18 protein-coding genes are annotated in these 16,886 nt (G+C 34.5%); 12 read left to right on the plus strand and 6 right to left on the minus strand.

The features are described 5' to 3' along the window. Positions 1-200 precede the first annotated feature (200 nt). The 10 genes from B0M43_RS11415 to B0M43_RS11460 all read left to right on the plus strand — a co-directional run bounded on the left by B0M43_RS11415 (position 201) and on the right by B0M43_RS11460 (position 8,219). On the plus strand, positions 201-1,049 hold the full coding sequence (locus B0M43_RS11415; protein ID WP_078008262.1) for a hypothetical protein: 849 nt from the start codon (positions 201-203) through the stop codon (positions 1,047-1,049). Between the two features lie 68 nt (positions 1,050-1,117). Continuing rightward, complete coding sequence (locus B0M43_RS11420; protein ID WP_078008261.1) at positions 1,118-1,639, plus strand: hypothetical protein; 522 nt, start codon at positions 1,118-1,120, stop codon at positions 1,637-1,639. Between the two features lie 8 nt (positions 1,640-1,647). Continuing rightward, positions 1,648-2,049: a hypothetical protein gene (locus B0M43_RS11425; RefSeq protein WP_078008260.1), complete on the plus strand. Its 402-nt coding sequence runs from the start codon at positions 1,648-1,650 to the stop codon at positions 2,047-2,049. A 29-nt stretch (positions 2,050-2,078) separates the two neighbouring features. After that, positions 2,079-2,381: a curli production assembly/transport protein CsgE gene (locus B0M43_RS11430; RefSeq protein ID WP_262496244.1), complete on the plus strand. Its 303-nt coding sequence runs from the start codon at positions 2,079-2,081 to the stop codon at positions 2,379-2,381. 16 nt (positions 2,382-2,397) lie between these two features. Next, positions 2,398-2,802 carry a curli production assembly/transport component CsgF gene (locus B0M43_RS11435; RefSeq protein WP_065447723.1) on the plus strand — a complete coding sequence of 135 codons (405 nt, stop codon included), beginning with the start codon at positions 2,398-2,400 and terminating at the stop codon, positions 2,800-2,802. A 1-nt stretch (position 2,803) separates the two neighbouring features. Beyond that, positions 2,804-4,165, plus strand: a complete 1,362-nt coding sequence (locus B0M43_RS11440; protein ID WP_078008259.1) for a CsgG/HfaB family protein — start codon at positions 2,804-2,806, stop codon at positions 4,163-4,165. 65 nt (positions 4,166-4,230) lie between these two features. Beyond that, positions 4,231-5,715 carry a carboxypeptidase regulatory-like domain-containing protein gene (locus tag B0M43_RS11445; RefSeq protein ID WP_078008258.1) on the plus strand — a complete coding sequence of 495 codons (1,485 nt, stop codon included), beginning with the start codon at positions 4,231-4,233 and terminating at the stop codon, positions 5,713-5,715. A 167-nt stretch (positions 5,716-5,882) separates the two neighbouring features. Further along, positions 5,883-7,061 (plus strand): AIR synthase related protein, encoded by a 1,179-nt coding sequence (locus B0M43_RS11450; RefSeq protein ID WP_078008257.1) that lies wholly within the window; start codon positions 5,883-5,885, stop codon positions 7,059-7,061. Between the two features lie 79 nt (positions 7,062-7,140). Further along, positions 7,141-7,497 (plus strand): hypothetical protein, encoded by a 357-nt coding sequence (locus tag B0M43_RS11455; protein WP_078008256.1) that lies wholly within the window; start codon positions 7,141-7,143, stop codon positions 7,495-7,497. A 116-nt stretch (positions 7,498-7,613) separates the two neighbouring features. Next, positions 7,614-8,219: a GNAT family N-acetyltransferase gene (locus tag B0M43_RS11460; protein WP_078008255.1), complete on the plus strand. Its 606-nt coding sequence runs from the start codon at positions 7,614-7,616 to the stop codon at positions 8,217-8,219. A gap of 240 nt (positions 8,220-8,459) precedes the next feature. On the opposite strand, the gene B0M43_RS11465 is transcribed toward B0M43_RS11460, so the two are convergent. Continuing rightward, the gene (locus B0M43_RS11465) at positions 8,460-9,083 is read right to left on the minus strand and encodes a M949_RS01915 family surface polysaccharide biosynthesis protein (protein ID WP_078008254.1); all 624 of its coding nucleotides are present in this window, start codon (positions 9,081-9,083) and stop codon (positions 8,460-8,462) included. Between the two features lie 179 nt (positions 9,084-9,262). Here B0M43_RS11465 and B0M43_RS11470 point away from each other — a divergent pair, with 179 nt between their 5' ends. Together B0M43_RS11470 and B0M43_RS11475 are read left to right on the plus strand one after the other, a co-directional pair. Beyond that, positions 9,263-11,596 carry a GH92 family glycosyl hydrolase gene (locus B0M43_RS11470; RefSeq protein ID WP_078008253.1) on the plus strand — a complete coding sequence of 778 codons (2,334 nt, stop codon included), beginning with the start codon at positions 9,263-9,265 and terminating at the stop codon, positions 11,594-11,596. Positions 11,597-11,806: 210 nt separating this feature from the next. Beyond that, positions 11,807-12,250 carry a hypothetical protein gene (locus B0M43_RS11475; protein WP_065447731.1) on the plus strand — a complete coding sequence of 148 codons (444 nt, stop codon included), beginning with the start codon at positions 11,807-11,809 and terminating at the stop codon, positions 12,248-12,250. A gap of 117 nt (positions 12,251-12,367) precedes the next feature. Here the strand turns inward: B0M43_RS11475 and B0M43_RS11480 are convergent, their stop codons facing one another. The 5 genes from B0M43_RS11480 to B0M43_RS11500 all read right to left on the minus strand — a co-directional run bounded on the left by B0M43_RS11480 (position 12,368) and on the right by B0M43_RS11500 (position 16,853). Then, a complete protein-coding gene (locus tag B0M43_RS11480) occupies positions 12,368-14,221 on the minus strand; it encodes a peptidase M61 (protein ID WP_078008252.1) in 1,854 nt (617 codons plus the stop codon). Between the two features lie 99 nt (positions 14,222-14,320). Further along, positions 14,321-14,599 carry a DUF2805 domain-containing protein gene (locus B0M43_RS11485; protein ID WP_055098339.1) on the minus strand — a complete coding sequence of 93 codons (279 nt, stop codon included), beginning with the start codon at positions 14,597-14,599 and terminating at the stop codon, positions 14,321-14,323. A gap of 120 nt (positions 14,600-14,719) precedes the next feature. Continuing rightward, positions 14,720-15,547 (minus strand): sterol desaturase family protein, encoded by an 828-nt coding sequence (locus tag B0M43_RS11490; RefSeq protein ID WP_078008251.1) that lies wholly within the window; start codon positions 15,545-15,547, stop codon positions 14,720-14,722. Positions 15,548-15,759: 212 nt separating this feature from the next. Further along, a complete protein-coding gene (gene aqpZ / locus B0M43_RS11495; protein WP_078008250.1) occupies positions 15,760-16,467 on the minus strand; it encodes an aquaporin Z in 708 nt (235 codons plus the stop codon). A 29-nt stretch (positions 16,468-16,496) separates the two neighbouring features. Continuing rightward, the gene (locus B0M43_RS11500) at positions 16,497-16,853 is read right to left on the minus strand and encodes a DoxX family membrane protein (RefSeq protein ID WP_078008249.1); all 357 of its coding nucleotides are present in this window, start codon (positions 16,851-16,853) and stop codon (positions 16,497-16,499) included. Positions 16,854-16,886 lie beyond the last annotated feature (33 nt).

Raw genomic sequence — 16,886 nt, forward strand, 5'->3', positions numbered from 1 at the left:
TCGAAAAGTAGTTATCATATTGTAAAATAGGTATTTATACTTGATTTGATTTTCAGGAAGTTTTCTAATTTTGGTCAGGAAGAAAGAAAATAAGTCTTTTGATTTTATTTTCGAATGATGCTTTTTGATGGCTTGATTTCCCCCAAATCACACTGACCTACATAATAAGTTGTATTAATAACCAATTAAATATATCTATTATGAAAAAAGTAATTTTAAGCATCTCAGCGATGCTATTTGTAGGGGCTGCAGCAATTGCACAGGGAAACACTTCATCAGTGAATCAGGTAGGAAACTCTGACACTGGTATCGTAAATCAAAATGGAGGAACAAATGATTCCAAAATCGATCAATTAGGAGATTCGAACAAATCAGAGGTTTATCAGGGAATTCAGCCTGGCGTTTACAATGCTAAAAACAATGCTGCAGATGTAAAACAAAAAGGTAACAACAACACCGCTTTTGCTTCTCAAAGTAACCATGATAACAAAGCGTATCAAACTCAAACAGGAGACTGGAATAAAGCAACAATCTGGCAAGATCAAATTGCTGCTCCAGCATCAGCATTAGGAGGATTTGATAAAGCAACTCAGGTACAAACAGGAAAACACAATGAAGCTATTATTGACCAAGGAACAACTGGAAATGAAAAACCAACCGGAGCTCCTTTCAATGCAGCTCAATTGGCAGCTGTTAATGCAGTAAGTGTACCATTTGCTCCTCATAATACTAATGAGGCTACACAAACTCAAAATGGTGATGGTAATTATGCGTATGCTACTCAGGGTGGTGTTAAAAACCAATCTTGGCAAACTCAAAAAGCTCCGGCAGGTACAGCTGTAGCAGATGGTAACAAATCATACCACTATCAATATGGTGAAGAAAATAAAGCTACAACTACACAAGATGGTACTAAATTGAAAGAAAGCACATTGCAAATTGGAAACAAAAATACTGCAACTGTGACTCAAACTGGTGCATCTCATGCTAGTGTTGCATTTTCACTTGGAAACATGAACACAATTACAGTTACCCAATCAGGTATGTAATTTATGAAAATGAAAATGAGATAGTCATAGAACGTGACTATCTCATTTTTTAATCTAAATCAATAAAGATGAAAACTTTCATTGTAAATATTGTAGTGCTTTTGCTTTTTTCTCCTGTATTTTACGCTCAGGAAAAAGAGGATAATTCAGATTTTAAACCATACAGCTCTTCTGTTTTTAATTCTAAAGAAAAAGCTTTTAGTGTGGTTTCGAGTATGGATAAAAAAGCACAGAATAATTTAAATTCTAAAATTCAGTCCGGAATTCAAATCCAGCAAATTGGCGATTTAAATAAAGTGAGAGCATTTTTAAAATCAAATGAAACAAAAGTTGCTGTAGATCAAAACGGAGACCGCAATGAATTGTTTTTGGATAAAAGTGCTAAAACATTGACCCAAAACATTATTCAACAAGGGAATAATAATAAAATTTATGATTTTACATTGCATACCAATTATAATGTAAATATGGAAATGATCCAAAAAGGAGACAATCAAAACATTCAAAGCATTGGAACCAATTCGCTGTCGAAAAATATGAAAATTACCCAGACAGGAAATGGCGCTTCAGTAATTCTTATTAATAAATAAATTTAAAGATGCGTTTTTTATATCGACATATTACTTTCGTATTTCTTGTTTTTACTGCCATAATATATGGTCAGGTCCCCCAAGACAAAATAAAAGCAAAACTGGAAATTGAAAAAGTAGAGGGTAATGTAAAAATTACCGGTACGGCAGAAAATCTTACTGATGTCCTCAGAGGAGCTGCCTACAGAATGTCTGTTATAAAAAATAATAATAAAAGTAATAATCAGTCTAATAATGACCAGGTTGGTGTTTTTACCTTACAGCCAAACGAAAAACAAAAATTATCTACTTCTCAGATTAATATTTCTGAAGACGATGAGGTAGTTGTACTATTATTGTTTTATGATGAAGACAAACAAATAATAGCAAAGGATCGTGTGGTTTTGGGTGAAGAAAAAAAAAAGATGTAGAAGTTCTTGTATTGCCTGTTGACGGATTTGTGTTAAGAGGAATTATTACGGACGATACCAAAACCAAAATGGGAAAAGATTTTTACGACAGGTATTATTACAAATACAATGATATTGGAATCAACGCTGAAAAAATAGTCACAATAGGTGAAGAATATAGTTTTGCAAGAAATACATCCATAACCATAAGTATCGACAATGAAGTTGTTTATGAGTTTCTGGCAAGACCAGATGATGAATTTTTGGATGCAGTTGCAGAAGAATCTGTAAATGCCACCTTCACTTACCTGAAAGAAAAAGAAAAAGAGCGCAAGTATTTCACTCAGTATTAATTTTATTATTAACGACATGAAATTTATAATCACCCTGGCAGCATTCCTGCTTATTTCTCCGTTTATAAATGCTCAGGCATTAGTTTATAAACCAGTCAATCCGGCTTTTGGAGGAGATACCTTTAACTATCAATGGCTTTTGAGCAGTGCCGAAGCTCAGAATAAGCAAAAAGATAAAACAGCCGAAACCAAAACACAAACTGACTTAGAGCGATTTAAAGCCAATTTAAATTCGCAGTTATTAAGTCAGATTTCAAGTACGCTATACAAACAGCAATTTGGTACTGATGGTATAAAAGAAGGTTCCTATACTTTTGGGAGCTATTCAGTAGATGTTTACCCATCTGCAGACGGACTTACTCTAAATATTTTAGATACCAATACCGGCGAACAAACTCAAGTAATTATCCCAAATCAATAACATGAGATTACATCACTACTTATTTATAGTATCCGGATTACTTTTTTCGGGTTGCGGTGCTTATTACAATCAGCCAACCGGCGTTCAAAAAGCAGTTTTAGGAGAAGGAACTCCTGCGACTTCATTATTAAAAGATCTGCCAAAACCAAAAGAGCAAGTTGTCGTGGGTGTTTATAAATTCAGAGACCAGACCGGACAATATAAACCACAGGAAAACGGAAGCAGTTTTAGTACCGCCGTTACTCAGGGCGCCACTTCAATATTGATAAAAGCGCTGGAAGATTCTAAATGGTTTATTCCAATTGAGCGTGAAAATATTGGTAATTTACTTCAGGAACGAAACCTGATTCGGGCCACGCGTCAGGAATACGTAAAAAATGCCAATCCAAACGAACCTCAATTAACTCCTTTATTATATGCCGGTGTTTTATTAGAAGGAGGAATCGTTTCGTATGATTCTAATATTATTACCGGAGGTTTTGGAGCGCGGTATTTTGGAGCCGGAGCTTCTGTAAAATACCGTCAGGATCGTGTTACCATTTATTTGAGAATGATTTCAACCTCAAACGGAAAAATTTTAAAATCAGTTTATATCTCAAAAACTATTCTCTCTCAGGCAATTGATGAAAGTTTATTTCGATATGTAAATTTTAAAAGATTATTAGAAGTCGAAACCGGATATACCACCAATGAACCCGTACATATGGCGGTAACCGAAGCAATCGAAAAAGCGGTAGAATCATTGGTTTTAGAAGGAATAAAAGATAATATTTGGGAAGCAGATGCACCAAAATTTGAAGTTGATAATCTACTAAAAGTATATGCCGAAGAAACCAAAACCGCTGATGTAACCGCACTTTACGGAAGAGAATTAGAAAATAGAAGGAGTAAATTTGCCATTGAAATTTCGGGCGGTGCAACTCTTATGGATGGCGATTACCAAGATCCGCTTTTACGGCCTTTTGGACGTGGAGCCTTGAAATTTTTTATCACTCCAGGTTTTAATATAAGCGCTTCTACAAACGTGGTTAATCTCGCCAATAAAAATTTACTCGACGTTGGTTATATCACTTATGATCTTAATCTCGAATGGATTTTACTTCCCAAAGATCGTTTTACACCTTATCTCTACGGAGGCGGCGGATATGCAACAAACAGGAAATTCGAGAATGCTTATGGTAAAATTCAATACGGTTTAGGTCTTGAATATCTCGTTTCAGACAAAATTGGAATCAAATTGTTTGGAGAGCAAAATATTAATTTTAGTGATAATGTCGATTATATAAAAGCCGGAACCCGTGACGATTACTACTACAAATTCGGGTTAGGACTTACTTATTATTTTGGGAAAAAGAAAAAATAAGATGCTCTGAAAATCAGAATTAAAAAAATAACGATTAAGTTTAGTAACTTAAAAACAAATTAATAATGAAGTATTTATATAAAATAACAAGTGTACTTTTTTTATTGTTTTTGGTTTCATGTAGTGAAGAAAAAATAGGAGAATCTGCTTTTGGTACTGTCACCGGAAGAGTGGTTAATGCAGATACTTTTGAACCAATGGAAAATGTAAAAATCCTCTCAAGCCCCACAACAAGTACTGTTTTTACAGATGCTGATGGTAAATTTACAGTTTCGAATGTAAAAGTGGGTGAATACTCTTTTCAGGCACAAAAAGAGGGTTTTATAGCAAAATTCGAAGCTGCAACGGTTACAGCAAACAATACATCACAAGTGGTTTTTGAAGTCAAAAAAGCATCAGCCAATAATAAGCCGCCAACAGTTCCCGTATTAGTAAGTCCGGTTGATAACAGTACAGCTCAGGCAGTAACATTAGACTTGACCTGGACAGCTACAGATCCGGATAAAGATGAATTGATTTTTAAGATAACCCTTAGAAACGACAGTAACAGCGAGGTAAAAGTTTATGATGCTATAAAAGCGAACAAACTTACATTGACAGATTTAATTTTTGGAGCAAAATACTACTGGCAAATCGAAGTTACAGATGGGGTAAATACTCCAGTTTTAAGCGCCGTAAATACATTTACCACAATTGCTTTTCCGGCAACACGATATTTGTTTGTCAAAAATATCAATGATAATAATGTAATTTTTACTGCCGATGATAGTGGAAAACAATATAAACTAACCAGTTCAGACAGAAATTACTGGCGCCCAAGAAGAAATAATCTGGTAAAGAAAATTGCCTTTATAGGAACAAATGGTTCTCAAAATGATCTTTATACCATGAATTATGACGGAACGGGAATTAAAAAGTTAACAAGTTCAGTGCCTATTGCCGGATTCAATTCAGATTATATAGGTTATTCCTGGAATGCTTCAGGAAGTGAACTTATTTATCCTAATTTCGATAAATTATATAAAATCAATAACGACGGAAGCGGTTTAACCAAGATATTCCAGACACCAAATGGCAAATTTATATCAGAGTGTGACTGGAGTGCAGATGGATCAAAAATCGCTTTAAAAGTAAATGATGCCAATGGATATAATGTTGAAGTTTATGTAATTAATCCTTCAGGAGTGGTGATAGCGACCATTCTTTCGGGTCAAAATGGGGCAGTAGGCGGATTAAATTTCTCTATTACAGGACAAAAAATAATCTATACCAGAGATGTTTCAGGATTTGAAAGTTCAAATTACCGACAGTTAGATTCCAGAATTTTCGAATACAGTTTTGCATCCGGAAATGCTACACAAATTACAACAGAGAAAGCAGCAGGTACAAACGATCTCGATGTGAGATATTCTCCAAACGAATCCGAATTAATTTTTACCAATACTTCTAATGATGGTATTTCGGTAAAAAATAGTGTAAAAACAACCTTGGGAGTTGTCAATTCCAGAGTGGTATTATTTTCAGGAACGGCAATGCCCGATTGGGAGTAACTTTTAGGAGCCAAAATTTTATAACCAATTTTACTCAGGAAATTCGGCAGCGCTATAAAACCTGCCGAATTTTTTTTGTGCCTTAAAATATTCAATTTTAAATAGTATAGCCCTGAGAATAAAAAAAAGGGATTATCTTTGCACCACATCAACACAAACTAAGTTTCATGAGTTCAGATTCTAGCAAAAGGTACGCACAAAGAGGTGTTTCGGCATCAAAAGAAGACGTACACAACGCCATAAAAAATATCGATAAAGGTTTATTTCCTCAAGCATTTTGCAAAATTGTACCTGATTATTTAACACAGGACGAAGATTATTGCTTAATTATGCACGCTGACGGCGCTGGCACAAAATCGTCACTGGCATATATGTACTGGAAAGAAACAGGTGATATTTCGGTTTGGAAAGGAATTGCCCAAGATGCCTTAATCATGAACATCGACGATTTATTATGTGTTGGTGCAACAGATAATATTTTACTGTCTTCTACAATAGGAAGAAACAAAAACTTAATTCCTGCCGAAGTTATTTCAGCGATCATCAATGGGACCGAAGAATTAATCAACGAATTAAAATCTTTTGGCGTAACCATTCATTCAACTGGGGGAGAAACTGCCGATGTTGGAGATGTAGTTCGCACCATAATTGTAGATTCTACCGTAACCGCCCGCATGAAACGCAGCGACGTTGTAGACAATGCAAACATAAAAGCAGGTGACGTAATAGTAGGTTTAACCTCTTTTGGTCAGGCAACTTACGAAAAAAGCTATAATGGCGGAATGGGAAGTAACGGATTAACATCTGCCCGTCATGACGTTTTCGGAAAATATTTAGCCAAAAAATATCCAGAAAGTTATGATGCACTTGTTCCTGAAGAATTAATTTATTCAGGTCAGGTAAATCTAACCGATGAGGTAGAAAATAGCCCAATAAACGCAGGTCAGCTGGTACTTTCTCCAACTCGTACTTATGCGCCAATTATCAAGAAAATTTTAGACACCTACACACCAAACGAAATTCACGGAATGGTGCATTGCAGTGGAGGAGCGCAGACTAAAATTTTACATTTCGTGCAGAATTTACACATTATAAAAGACAATTTATTTCCGGTTCCGCCATTGTTCAAGTTAATTCAGGAGCAATCAAAAACCGATTGGAAAGAAATGTATCAGGTTTTCAATTGCGGTCACCGTATGGAAATTTACGTTCCTGAAAACATTGCACAAGATATTATTGCGATTTCAAAATCATTCAATGTCGATGCACAAATCGTAGGTAGAGTAGAAGCAGCAGATGCAAAAAAATTGACCATTACCAGCGAATACGGAACATTCAATTATTAGAATAATAAACACAGATTTCACAAATTACACAGATTCATTCGTGAAAATTCGTGAAATTTGTGTTTAAAAACATCAGGCTATGTACGAATTACTTTTTTGGAGATATTTAGAAGAAGTTTACCTAAACCACCACGAAGTTTACGAAGCTCTCATAGAAAAAGAAACAGTAGAAGGTCTTGAAATACTTCCGGTTGAGGTAATCATGAACCGACTCAATTCTGTTTTTTCTAAATGGGAAAAAGTAGACGAAAACAGCTGGCAAAATACTTCAGGAAAAGGCGCTTTTCAGGTAATCACAACGCCACAAAGCATCAAAATCGACTGTTACGGCACCGAAGGTAAAACCATGAATAAATTGGTAGAAGTGATGGATGAATTCAAATTACCGTTATACGATCCGCAAGTGCCGGAGCGATATGACGAAATGAGTGAATAGTTTTTCTCTTTTATACCTTTTGTGAGTCTTTGTGAAATACTTCGTGCATCTCTGTGAAAAAGTTTTTACACAAAGTCACGCAAAGATTCAGACAGAGCATAATAAAAAAATAGCTTATGACAACACCAATTTTCAGTTTCTCAGACAATATCATTTTAGAAGACGATTTAGTTTTATTACGTCCTTTACAAGAATCAGATGTCAATAATTTATTAGAGATTTCGATCAATGAACCAGAAACCTGGAAATATTCATTAGTAGGAGCAGACGGAAAAGAGAATTTGATCAAATACATTCAATCGGCAATAAAAAACCGAGAGGATAAAAAGGAATTTCCATTTATTGTTTTCGATAAAAAATCGCAAAAATACGCGGGTTCAACACGTTTCTACGATATGAATCTTGAATTCAAAACACTTCAGTTAGGTTACACCTGGTACGGTTCTGCTTTTAGAGGCACCGGACTCAACAAACATTGTAAATTCTTATTATTACAATTTGCTTTTGAAACCCTAGGAATGGAACGAGTAGAATTTCGTGCTGATAATAGTAACGAAAGAAGTATTGCCGCCATGAAAAGCATTGGCTGCAAAGTCGAAGGTGTTTTACGAAGCCATATGCCAACAATAGATAAAGAAATTCGACGTGATTCCATCGTTCTGAGTATCCTTAAAAATGAATGGTTCGACGAAGTAAAAGAAAATCTAAAACAAAAACTTTAAAAAGAGCCGTAGGCTCGCCAAATATTGTAGGGCTGGACTTCAGTCCAGTCTAAACGATCAAGGAAAAAAAAAGCAGTAGGCTCGACAAATATTGTAGGGTCGTATTTTAATCCAGTCCAGCAAGGATTTACCCAATATTTAAAGAAATTTAGAATTTAAAAAGTTTGGGATTTTGAATTTAAGATTTGGAATTTAAATCAAGATTTAGATTGAAATTTGGAATTTCAAAATTTAAAACTTCTACCCATCATGCAAAATAAGATCCTGTTCCTTTCGTAATTTTGCTACTAAATTATCGACATAGGTTTTTATTTTTGGCGGTAAAGAATCCCAATTAGCATCTTTTTTGAATGTTCTGCAATAATCCAAGTCGCATTCTACAGCGCGAATTGCATATTTTTTGTTCTTGTAAACTGTAATAATTTTAACCCGTCTGATTTCATTATTTTCATTTCTGGTTCCGTAAACAATTACAGGATCTATATAGCCATCGCCGTCAAGATCTTTCGTGCTGCAATATTTGGTCCAGAACCAAATATTAGTTTCTTTGGGTTCAGTGTTTTCAAGCAAGTCATTAATGCGCCATTTTTCAAGAAAACCACCATGATCGCTCATTGTGTAAATAGCTTGAATTTTGGTGTTTAAAGTATCTTTTTTAGTTATGGATTTTCGATTTTCACATAAAAGCAAATTATATACGCCGCTTTTATCAGAACATTCAAAAGCCTTATAAATAGGAAAATCTGAAACCTGATCGAGTTCTCTTTCTTTTATCTCACTTTTTGTTAATTGATAACTTTCCGTTTTTTGTGAAAAGCTCAATATAGAGTAGGAAAACAGCAGGAATAAAAAATATTTTTTCATCTATAGCATTGCATTTTTTGATCAATCAAAGATATTTAAAAGCTTTTTAGTTCAGTAAATTTTATATTTTTTAAAAAGCATATTTTGTTGTATTTTTCTAACCTGGAATTATTAGAAAAACGTTTTAGTAAATACCTGATATTGTTTTGTAGAAAATTTAATGTTTAAAAAAACATCTGATGAATAGAATAAATTGCAAAGGTTTTCTCTTTGGATTCTCCTTTTTGGTAATTGGCTTTGGAGTAAATGCTCAGAAAAAAGCAATAGAAAAACGTAATCTAATTCAATACGTTGATCCCATGATTGGTACAGCTAAGATGGGACACACTTATCCAGGGGCAACAGTTCCGTTTGGGAGTGTACAGCTAAGTCCGGAAACCGATACTATTGCTTACAGTTTAAACGGAAAATACAATGGAGACGTTTATAAATATTGTGCAGGATACCAATACGAAGACAAAACAATTGTAGGTTTTAGTCACACGCATTTTAGCGGAACAGGCCATTCTGATTTAGGAGATTTTCTAATAATGCCTACAACAGGAAAACTGCAATTGAATCCCGGAGTAGCTTCAAAATCATTATCAGGGTACAGGTCGGCATTTTTTCATTCAACCGAAAAAGCAGAACCGGCTTATTACAGTGTATTGCTGGAAGATCATAAAATTAAAGCAGAACTTACCGCAACAACGCGTGTGGGAATGCATCAGTATACATTTCCAAAGTCGGATGAAGCGCATATTATTCTCGATCTGACTTCCGGAATTTACAATTATGATAAAAAAAATGTATGGACATTTGTTCGTATAGAGAACGATACTTTAATTACAGGATATCGCCAAACTAATGGCTGGGCAAGAACCAGGACTGTTTATTTTGCGATGTCTTTTAGTAAACCAATTAAAAGTTACGGTCAAGCTCCTCTCGAAAAAAGTGTTTACAGAGGTTTTTGGGGAAGATTTGATCAAACAAAGAATTTTCCCGAAATGGCAGGTCAAAATTTAAAATTGTTTTTTGATTTTAATACTCAGGAAGGAGAAAAGATCAAAATAAAAATGGCTTTATCCCCCGTAAGTTCAGCCGGAGCGCTTGAAAATATGAAAAAAGAAGTTCCGGGTTGGGATTTCGAAAAAGTAAAAAAACAAAGTCAGGAAGTCTGGAACAACGAATTAAATAAAATTCAGGTAGAAACCATTCAAAAAGAAGATTTAATTAATTTCTATACTTCAATGTATCATGCCTTTCTAGGCCCAACAGAATACATGGATTTAGACGGCAACTATAAAGGTCTTGATATGAATGTTCATAAAGCAGAGAACTTTAAAAATTATACCAGCTATTCGCTTTGGGATACTTATCGGGCTTTGCATCCATTATTCAATTTGGTACAGCCAACCCGAAATTCAGATATGATTAGTTCGATGTTGGCACATTCAGATCAGAGCGTGCATAAAATGCTGCCAATATGGTCGCATTATGCTAATGAAAACTGGTGTATGATTGGCTATCATTCGGTTTCTGTAATTGCAGATGCTATTGTAAAAGGCAATACTAATTTTGATCCTGAAAAAGCGCTGCAGGCTTGTGTAAACACAGCAAAGGTTCCGTATTATGACGGATTGGAATATTATATGACAAAGGGTTACGTTCCTGAAGATAAAAACGGAGCTTCGGTTTCTAAAACTTTAGAATATGCTTACGATGACTGGGCGATTGCGCAGGCGGCAAAAAAGTTAGGAAAAACAGCTGTTTATAATGAATTTATCGAAAGGTCTAAAAATTATAAAAACGTTTACGATGCAAAAACAGGTTTTATGCGTCCGAAATTAAACGACGGTACTTTCAAAAAAGAATTTGATCCGCTGGACACACATGGGCAGGGATTTATTGAAGGAAATTCCTGGAATTACAGTTTATATGTTCCTCAGAATCCTGCTGAAATGATTAAAATGATGGGAGGAAACGATAAGTTTAATGTTAGGCTGGATTCGTTATTCAGCATGCATTTGCCGGATAAATATTTCGAAAATACTGAAGATATCACCAGAGACGGTATCATTGGGAATTATGTTCACGGAAACGAACCTTCACATCATGTTGTTTATTTATACAACTGGACGAATTCGCCCTGGAAGGCTCAAGATAAAATTAGAATGATCCTGAAAAAAATGTATAGAAATGGCGCCGATGGTTTAGGCGGAAATGATGATTTCGGACAAATGAGTGCCTGGTATATTTTTAGTAGTTTAGGATTTTATCCAGTTGCTCCTGGTTCTGATGAATATGCTTTGGGGAGCCCATTGATGAAAAAAGCAGTTTTTAATTTAGAAAACGAAAAAACTTTTGAAGTCGAAACCGTAAATCAATCGGATAAAAATGTGTTTGTTAGCAAAGTGCTTTTAAATGGAAAACAATTAGAAAAACCTTTCTTAAAACATTCAGATATTATTAATGGTGGGAAAATTACTTTTTATATGAGTGCTAAACCGAACAAGAAGAATTACCAGAATTAAATTTGCCCACGGGTTTTACGGAAGAAACGGTTTTACGCGGATTTTTTGTTAGTGTCACCCTGAGCGAAGTCGAGGGGCTTTTACTACGAAAAAAGCTTCGACTTTGCTCAGCCTGACAATGTGTAATATTTAAATTTGAGAAAATTTGTGCAATTCGTGGCAGAACAACAAAAAACTTCACGAAATTTGCACTTTAAATAAAAAGTAAATATGAAAATAAATCTAAAATCAGGAATTGATAAATTGCTTTTCGGAATGAAGCAAAACGATGTAACTGCTGCTTGGGGAAAACCGGACAAAAATTATGTAGACGAAGATGATAATGTGATTTTTGTATACAATGCGCACAAAATCAGATTGACATTTTATCAGGAAGAAGACTTGAAATTAGGTTATTTAGTAGCTTCGAGCAATGAATTGGAAGTTTTTGGATTCAAATTAATTGGAAGAAAAATTGCTGATGTAAAGAAAGATCTGGCTACAAAAGGAATTACAAAATACACTCAGGAGACTTTTGATACTTTCGAAAATTATTTCAACGAAGACAATTGGTTTATCCTTCAAACTGAATTTGATGAAGTTGTGAAGTTTGAAGTTGGTGCAATCATCAATGATAAAGACGAATTTGACTGGAAATTTCCGGTGAAGAAATAAGAGAAATGCGCTTAAAAACTTTGTCAAATTTTTAAACTTTGACAAAGTTGAATGGACACATTAAATAAAAAAACCGACAATCACTTGTCGGTTTTTTTATGTTTTGATGAAAAGAAGTTATCCTTTTAACCATGCATTTTTAAGTTTTTCTTTTGAAGCATCTGTCGCTTTAAAAGTTTCTTTTTCTTCAAATGGGACTTTCACAGTTCCTTTGATGGTTTGCTCTTTTCCGTCACGTTTGATTTTAATCGTGATAGGATCGTTTTCTTTCCAGTTTTCACTTTCGGTAATCAGATCGTAAATATTGTCTAAGTTGTATGTTTTCTCGTTTACAGTTAGGATTTGATCTCCAGCTTTAAGATTTAAGTTGCTGAAAAATACATTCAAATCAAGATCCTTACGAACACTTATTACTTTAGTTGCCTTATCAATAGTTATATATGGATTTTGACCTTTTATGAAAATTGATCCCGGAACTTTTTCTGAGGCTTTGCCCACACCAACTTTTGCCAAATAAAAATCATAAGGAATTGGAGTTGTTCCCTGAACATATTTAGTCAAAAATTCGCCCACTTCAGGATAAGTTAGCTGTGTAATTTTGGCAAAAAGCTCATCATCATTAAATGGTTTTTCTACACCATATTCATTGGCTAATTTGTGCATTAGGTCCAGAATTCCTCTTTCGCCATTGCTTTTTTCTCTAATGATAATATCGATGCACATACCAATTAAAGCTCCTTTTTGGTACACGTTTAAGTACTGATCTTTATAAGGTTGTTCTAATACATTTTTACTCATTACAGTAAACGACATTGTATCGTTTAAACCTTTTGCCTGCTCGATTTTATCTGCAATACGAGTATAAAATTCGGCTTCGTCAATTAAACCCTGATTGATTTGAAAAAGGTTAGCAAAATATTCTGTTACTCCTTCGTACATCCATAAATGTTCAGACATTTTAGGTGCATTATAATCAAAATACTGAATTTCTTTTGAGTGAACAGTAAGTGGTGTTACAATATGAAAAAACTCGTGCGAAACAACGTCTTTCATTGATTCTACCAATTTTTCTTTTGGCATAGATTCCGGTAAAACAACCGTTGTAGCTGTAGGATGTTCCAGAGCTCCAAAACCGTGAGCATCATCTTTTGCCATGCTTGACAAGTACAATAAAACGGTATATTTTTTAGTTGCATTAACTTTTCCTAAAAAGTTTTTTTGCGCCGTCATCATGGTTTTCATTTCAGGAGTAATACTTTCGGCAGTAAATTTTCCTGTAGGAGAGTAAACAGCGATTAAAATATCCATTCCGTTTACATTAAACGTTGTATAATCCGGTTTAGAATACATGATTGGGTTTTCGACTAAAACAGCATAACGAGGCGTTGTAAAAATGTCGCTTGTGTTGCTTGCGTCTTCGTCATTCATTGAAGTTGCTCCCCAAAGTGTTTCAGGATGCGTGATGGTTACTTTATAAGGTACATTCAGTTTATCCTGAAAATATCCTACAAAACCATGCGTGTTAACCATAAAATTGATTCCTGCATTAATGTTAGTTCCGGCAGGCGAAAAAACGTCATCATTACCAAATCCGGTTCCTTTTTCGGTGTCAAAAGTGTCTCCTACTAAATACGTTACTTTTTTTAACGATCTAGCGTTAGAAATTGACCACGAGTTATCATCGATTCTTTTTACTGTTAAAGGATTTCCCTTTGCGTCAAAAGCTTTAAAATCATCTGAAAATTTTCCGTAATTATCTGTAGAGTAAGTTCCGGGAACTGTTTTTGGGATACTATAAATTACTTCATCGGTTTTTATTTGAGGAGGGGTAACGGTTACCAATACTTTGTCTTCTTTTACATCGATAAGATCAATGTTAACACCTACTACATTTGCGGCACCAGATGAGCTTCCTGTTTTACAGCTCCAAAGAGTTACTGCAAGAGCTAAGGTGTAAAATATTTTTTTCATTTGTTTGAATTTAGTTATTCGTATATGACTTGTAAATTATAAAAAAGTTACATTAGCATTAAAAATAATAAAAAAACTCCTGAATTTCAGGAGTCTGTTTTAGTCTAGTTTGTTTTTTATATAATATTTACCATCCAGATCTTCATCAAAATCATCTATTTTAACGGGTTTTGGTTTTGGTTTATTTGCAATTGCCTTTTTTTTCCACATTTCAAATTTTTCAAGTGGCATCTTCTTTTTCATGATTTCCAGAACTTCTTTTTCTGCCAATCCAAATTCTTTTTTAATGATCTCAAATGGATTTTTTTCTTCTAAGGCTAACGAAACAAGTTTTTCGGTTTGCTCCCAATTCAATTCTTTGCGGTTACTCTTTTTCATCACGTGAAAATTAATTCAAAATAGGGGTTAATGATTAATAGATTGATTTTCAATTTAAGTATCAATATTAATAAAAAAAATAATTACTTGGTGCGATCTGGGATATTTTTTTTAATGATTTTAACTGTTTTTTGCAGATCTCGGTTTTTGAAACGGAATTTGCAATAAATTATGCAATTTGTTGTTTTCTTCAGTTTCCATATGAGTGTCGACTCCATAGATTATTTCTTCTTTTGAAAGTGTTGTAAAAGTGCCAAAAATGCGGTCCCAAACCGAAAAAATATTTCCGTAATTACTATCCGTATAAGGAAGGACATAATGATGATGTACTTTATGCATATTGGGTGAAATGATAAAATAACTCAAAAAAGCATCCAATTTAGGAGGTAAAGAAATATTAGCATGATTAAACTGCGAGAAAATAACAGAAAGACTCTGGTACAGGAAAACCATCCACATGGGGCTTCCTACAATAAGAACGCCCAGAGTAGTAAATATAAACCTAATAATACTTTCTCCCGGATGATGTCTGTTAGCAGTTGTGGTGTCTATCCAGGTATCAGTATGATGTACAATATGAAAACGCCATAGAAATTTTATTTTGTGCTGAACCAAATGCGCCAGATAGGCACCAATTAAATCCAGCAGCAATAATCCGATGATAGTATAAAGCCAAAGAGGAATTTGAGGCAGCCATTGCAATATCCCAAAGTGATTTTCTGTTGACCAGTTCGCCGTTTTGATGAGGATAAAAGCCAGCACAAAATTTACAATAATAGTAGTAAATGTCAAAAAGAAATTGATTCCTGCGTGCTGCCATTTTCTGTATTTCATTTGAAACAGCGGGAAGGTGTTTTCGATAAGCCAAAATATAGTGATTCCTCCTACGAGAATTAAACTTCGATGCGTGGACGGAATCGTGCTGAAATATGCTATAATATCATTCATAAATAAAAAGGTTAGATGGATGAATAATGTAATCTGTTTTCTATGAAGAGATTAATTGAAATAGAGGCATATAAAAAAAAGAAAACCGAATATAAATATATCTGATTTTCTCTTTTAAAAGTAATTTATAAGATGATTTTTTTAATGAGCTGATTAAAAGGGTAATAAAGATAAGAATGTTATATGGTGCTTTTTAGTTTAATTGAAATTGTTTAGGCTGCGTCGTGATTTTGTAATAATGTTTTGTACAAAAATCCGGCTACAATTGCTCCTAAAATAGGTGCAGCCCAAAATAACCAAACCTGAGCTAATGGTTCTCCACCAGTAAAAATGGCCTGAGACAGAGATCTTGCAGGGTTTACAGAAGTATTTGTAATTGGAATACTGATTAAGTGAATTAGCGTTAAGGCCAAACCAATTGCTAAACCGGCAAATCTTCCGTTTGCAAATTTATCTGTAGCGCCAAGGATGATTAATAAGAAGAATAATGTTAGAACAAATTCAGCAATAAATGCTGATGCTAATGAATATCCGTCGGGTGAGAATGCTCCATAACCATTTGAGGCAAAAGCTCCTGCTTGTGTATTATTGATTGCATTTCCTGCTTTGCCTGACCAGATGATGAATAATGTTCCTGCAGCGGCCAGCGCGCCAACGCATTGCGAAATGATGTAAGGTATCAGATCTTTTGCCGGAAATCTTCCGCCAGCCCATAAACCAAATGATACTGCAGGATTAAAATGTCCGCCAGAGATATGTCCTACAGCATAGGCCATGGTTAGGACTGTTAAACCGAAAGCCAATGCAACTCCTGCAAATCCAATTCCTAAATTAGGAATTCCGGCAGCAAAAAGTGCGCTTCCGCAACCTCCAAAAACTAGCCAATAAGTTCCAAAGAACTCTGCAAATAATTTTTTCATAATAAAATAATTTAATTAATAGTTGATTGTTAAAGGGTATATTGGTATGCCCAAAAAATCAAAACAAACTGTAAGGGCAAACGTACAAATAAAATCCAATTGGGTAAACCAAAACCTGCTTTTTTGTTTTGGTACATAAATAGATTCGCTGGAAATACAGCAATTAACAATGCTATAATTCCCCACGCAGCAAAATTTGTTGTGTAACTAACCATTAGAAGTATGCCAAGAATAACTTCGGCAGCTCCGCTTAAAATATTCATTAATTTAGGGTTGGAGAAAAAAGGCGGAATGATTCTGATATACATTCCGGGATTTCTAAAATGATTTAATCCGGCAATAATATAGAGCGCAGCCATTAGGTATAAATGCCAAGGTAAATTCATGATAGTTAAATGTTTATCACGAATTTATAAAAA

It is taken from the genome of Flavobacterium sp. KBS0721, assembly GCF_002007065.3.
GTDB lineage: Bacteria > Bacteroidota > Bacteroidia > Flavobacteriales > Flavobacteriaceae > Flavobacterium > Flavobacterium piscis.

Bases quoted from the DNA above. Each gene is read 5' to 3' on its own strand.
- B0M43_RS11415 (WP_078008262.1), top strand. From the start codon at position 201: ATGAAAAAAGTAATTTTAAGCATCTCAGCGATGCTATTTGTAGGGGCT.
- B0M43_RS11420 (WP_078008261.1), top strand. From the start codon at position 1,118: ATGAAAACTTTCATTGTAAATATTGTAGTGCTTTTGCTTTTTTCTCCT.
- B0M43_RS11425 (WP_078008260.1), top strand. From the start codon at position 1,648: ATGCGTTTTTTATATCGACATATTACTTTCGTATTTCTTGTTTTTACT.
- B0M43_RS11435 (WP_065447723.1), top strand. From the start codon at position 2,398: ATGAAATTTATAATCACCCTGGCAGCATTCCTGCTTATTTCTCCGTTT.
- B0M43_RS11440 (WP_078008259.1), top strand. From the start codon at position 2,804: ATGAGATTACATCACTACTTATTTATAGTATCCGGATTACTTTTTTCG.
- B0M43_RS11445 (WP_078008258.1), top strand. From the start codon at position 4,231: ATGAAGTATTTATATAAAATAACAAGTGTACTTTTTTTATTGTTTTTG.
- B0M43_RS11450 (WP_078008257.1), top strand. From the start codon at position 5,883: ATGAGTTCAGATTCTAGCAAAAGGTACGCACAAAGAGGTGTTTCGGCA.
- B0M43_RS11455 (WP_078008256.1), top strand. From the start codon at position 7,141: ATGTACGAATTACTTTTTTGGAGATATTTAGAAGAAGTTTACCTAAAC.
- B0M43_RS11460 (WP_078008255.1), top strand. From the start codon at position 7,614: ATGACAACACCAATTTTCAGTTTCTCAGACAATATCATTTTAGAAGAC.
- B0M43_RS11465 (WP_078008254.1), bottom strand. From the start codon at position 9,083: ATGAAAAAATATTTTTTATTCCTGCTGTTTTCCTACTCTATATTGAGC.
- B0M43_RS11470 (WP_078008253.1), top strand. From the start codon at position 9,263: ATGAATAGAATAAATTGCAAAGGTTTTCTCTTTGGATTCTCCTTTTTG.
- B0M43_RS11475 (WP_065447731.1), top strand. From the start codon at position 11,807: ATGAAAATAAATCTAAAATCAGGAATTGATAAATTGCTTTTCGGAATG.
- B0M43_RS11480 (WP_078008252.1), bottom strand. From the start codon at position 14,221: ATGAAAAAAATATTTTACACCTTAGCTCTTGCAGTAACTCTTTGGAGC.
- B0M43_RS11485 (WP_055098339.1), bottom strand. From the start codon at position 14,599: ATGAAAAAGAGTAACCGCAAAGAATTGAATTGGGAGCAAACCGAAAAA.
- B0M43_RS11490 (WP_078008251.1), bottom strand. From the start codon at position 15,547: ATGAATGATATTATAGCATATTTCAGCACGATTCCGTCCACGCATCGA.
- aqpZ (WP_078008250.1), bottom strand. From the start codon at position 16,467: ATGAAAAAATTATTTGCAGAGTTCTTTGGAACTTATTGGCTAGTTTTT.
- B0M43_RS11500 (WP_078008249.1), bottom strand. From the start codon at position 16,853: ATGAATTTACCTTGGCATTTATACCTAATGGCTGCGCTCTATATTATT.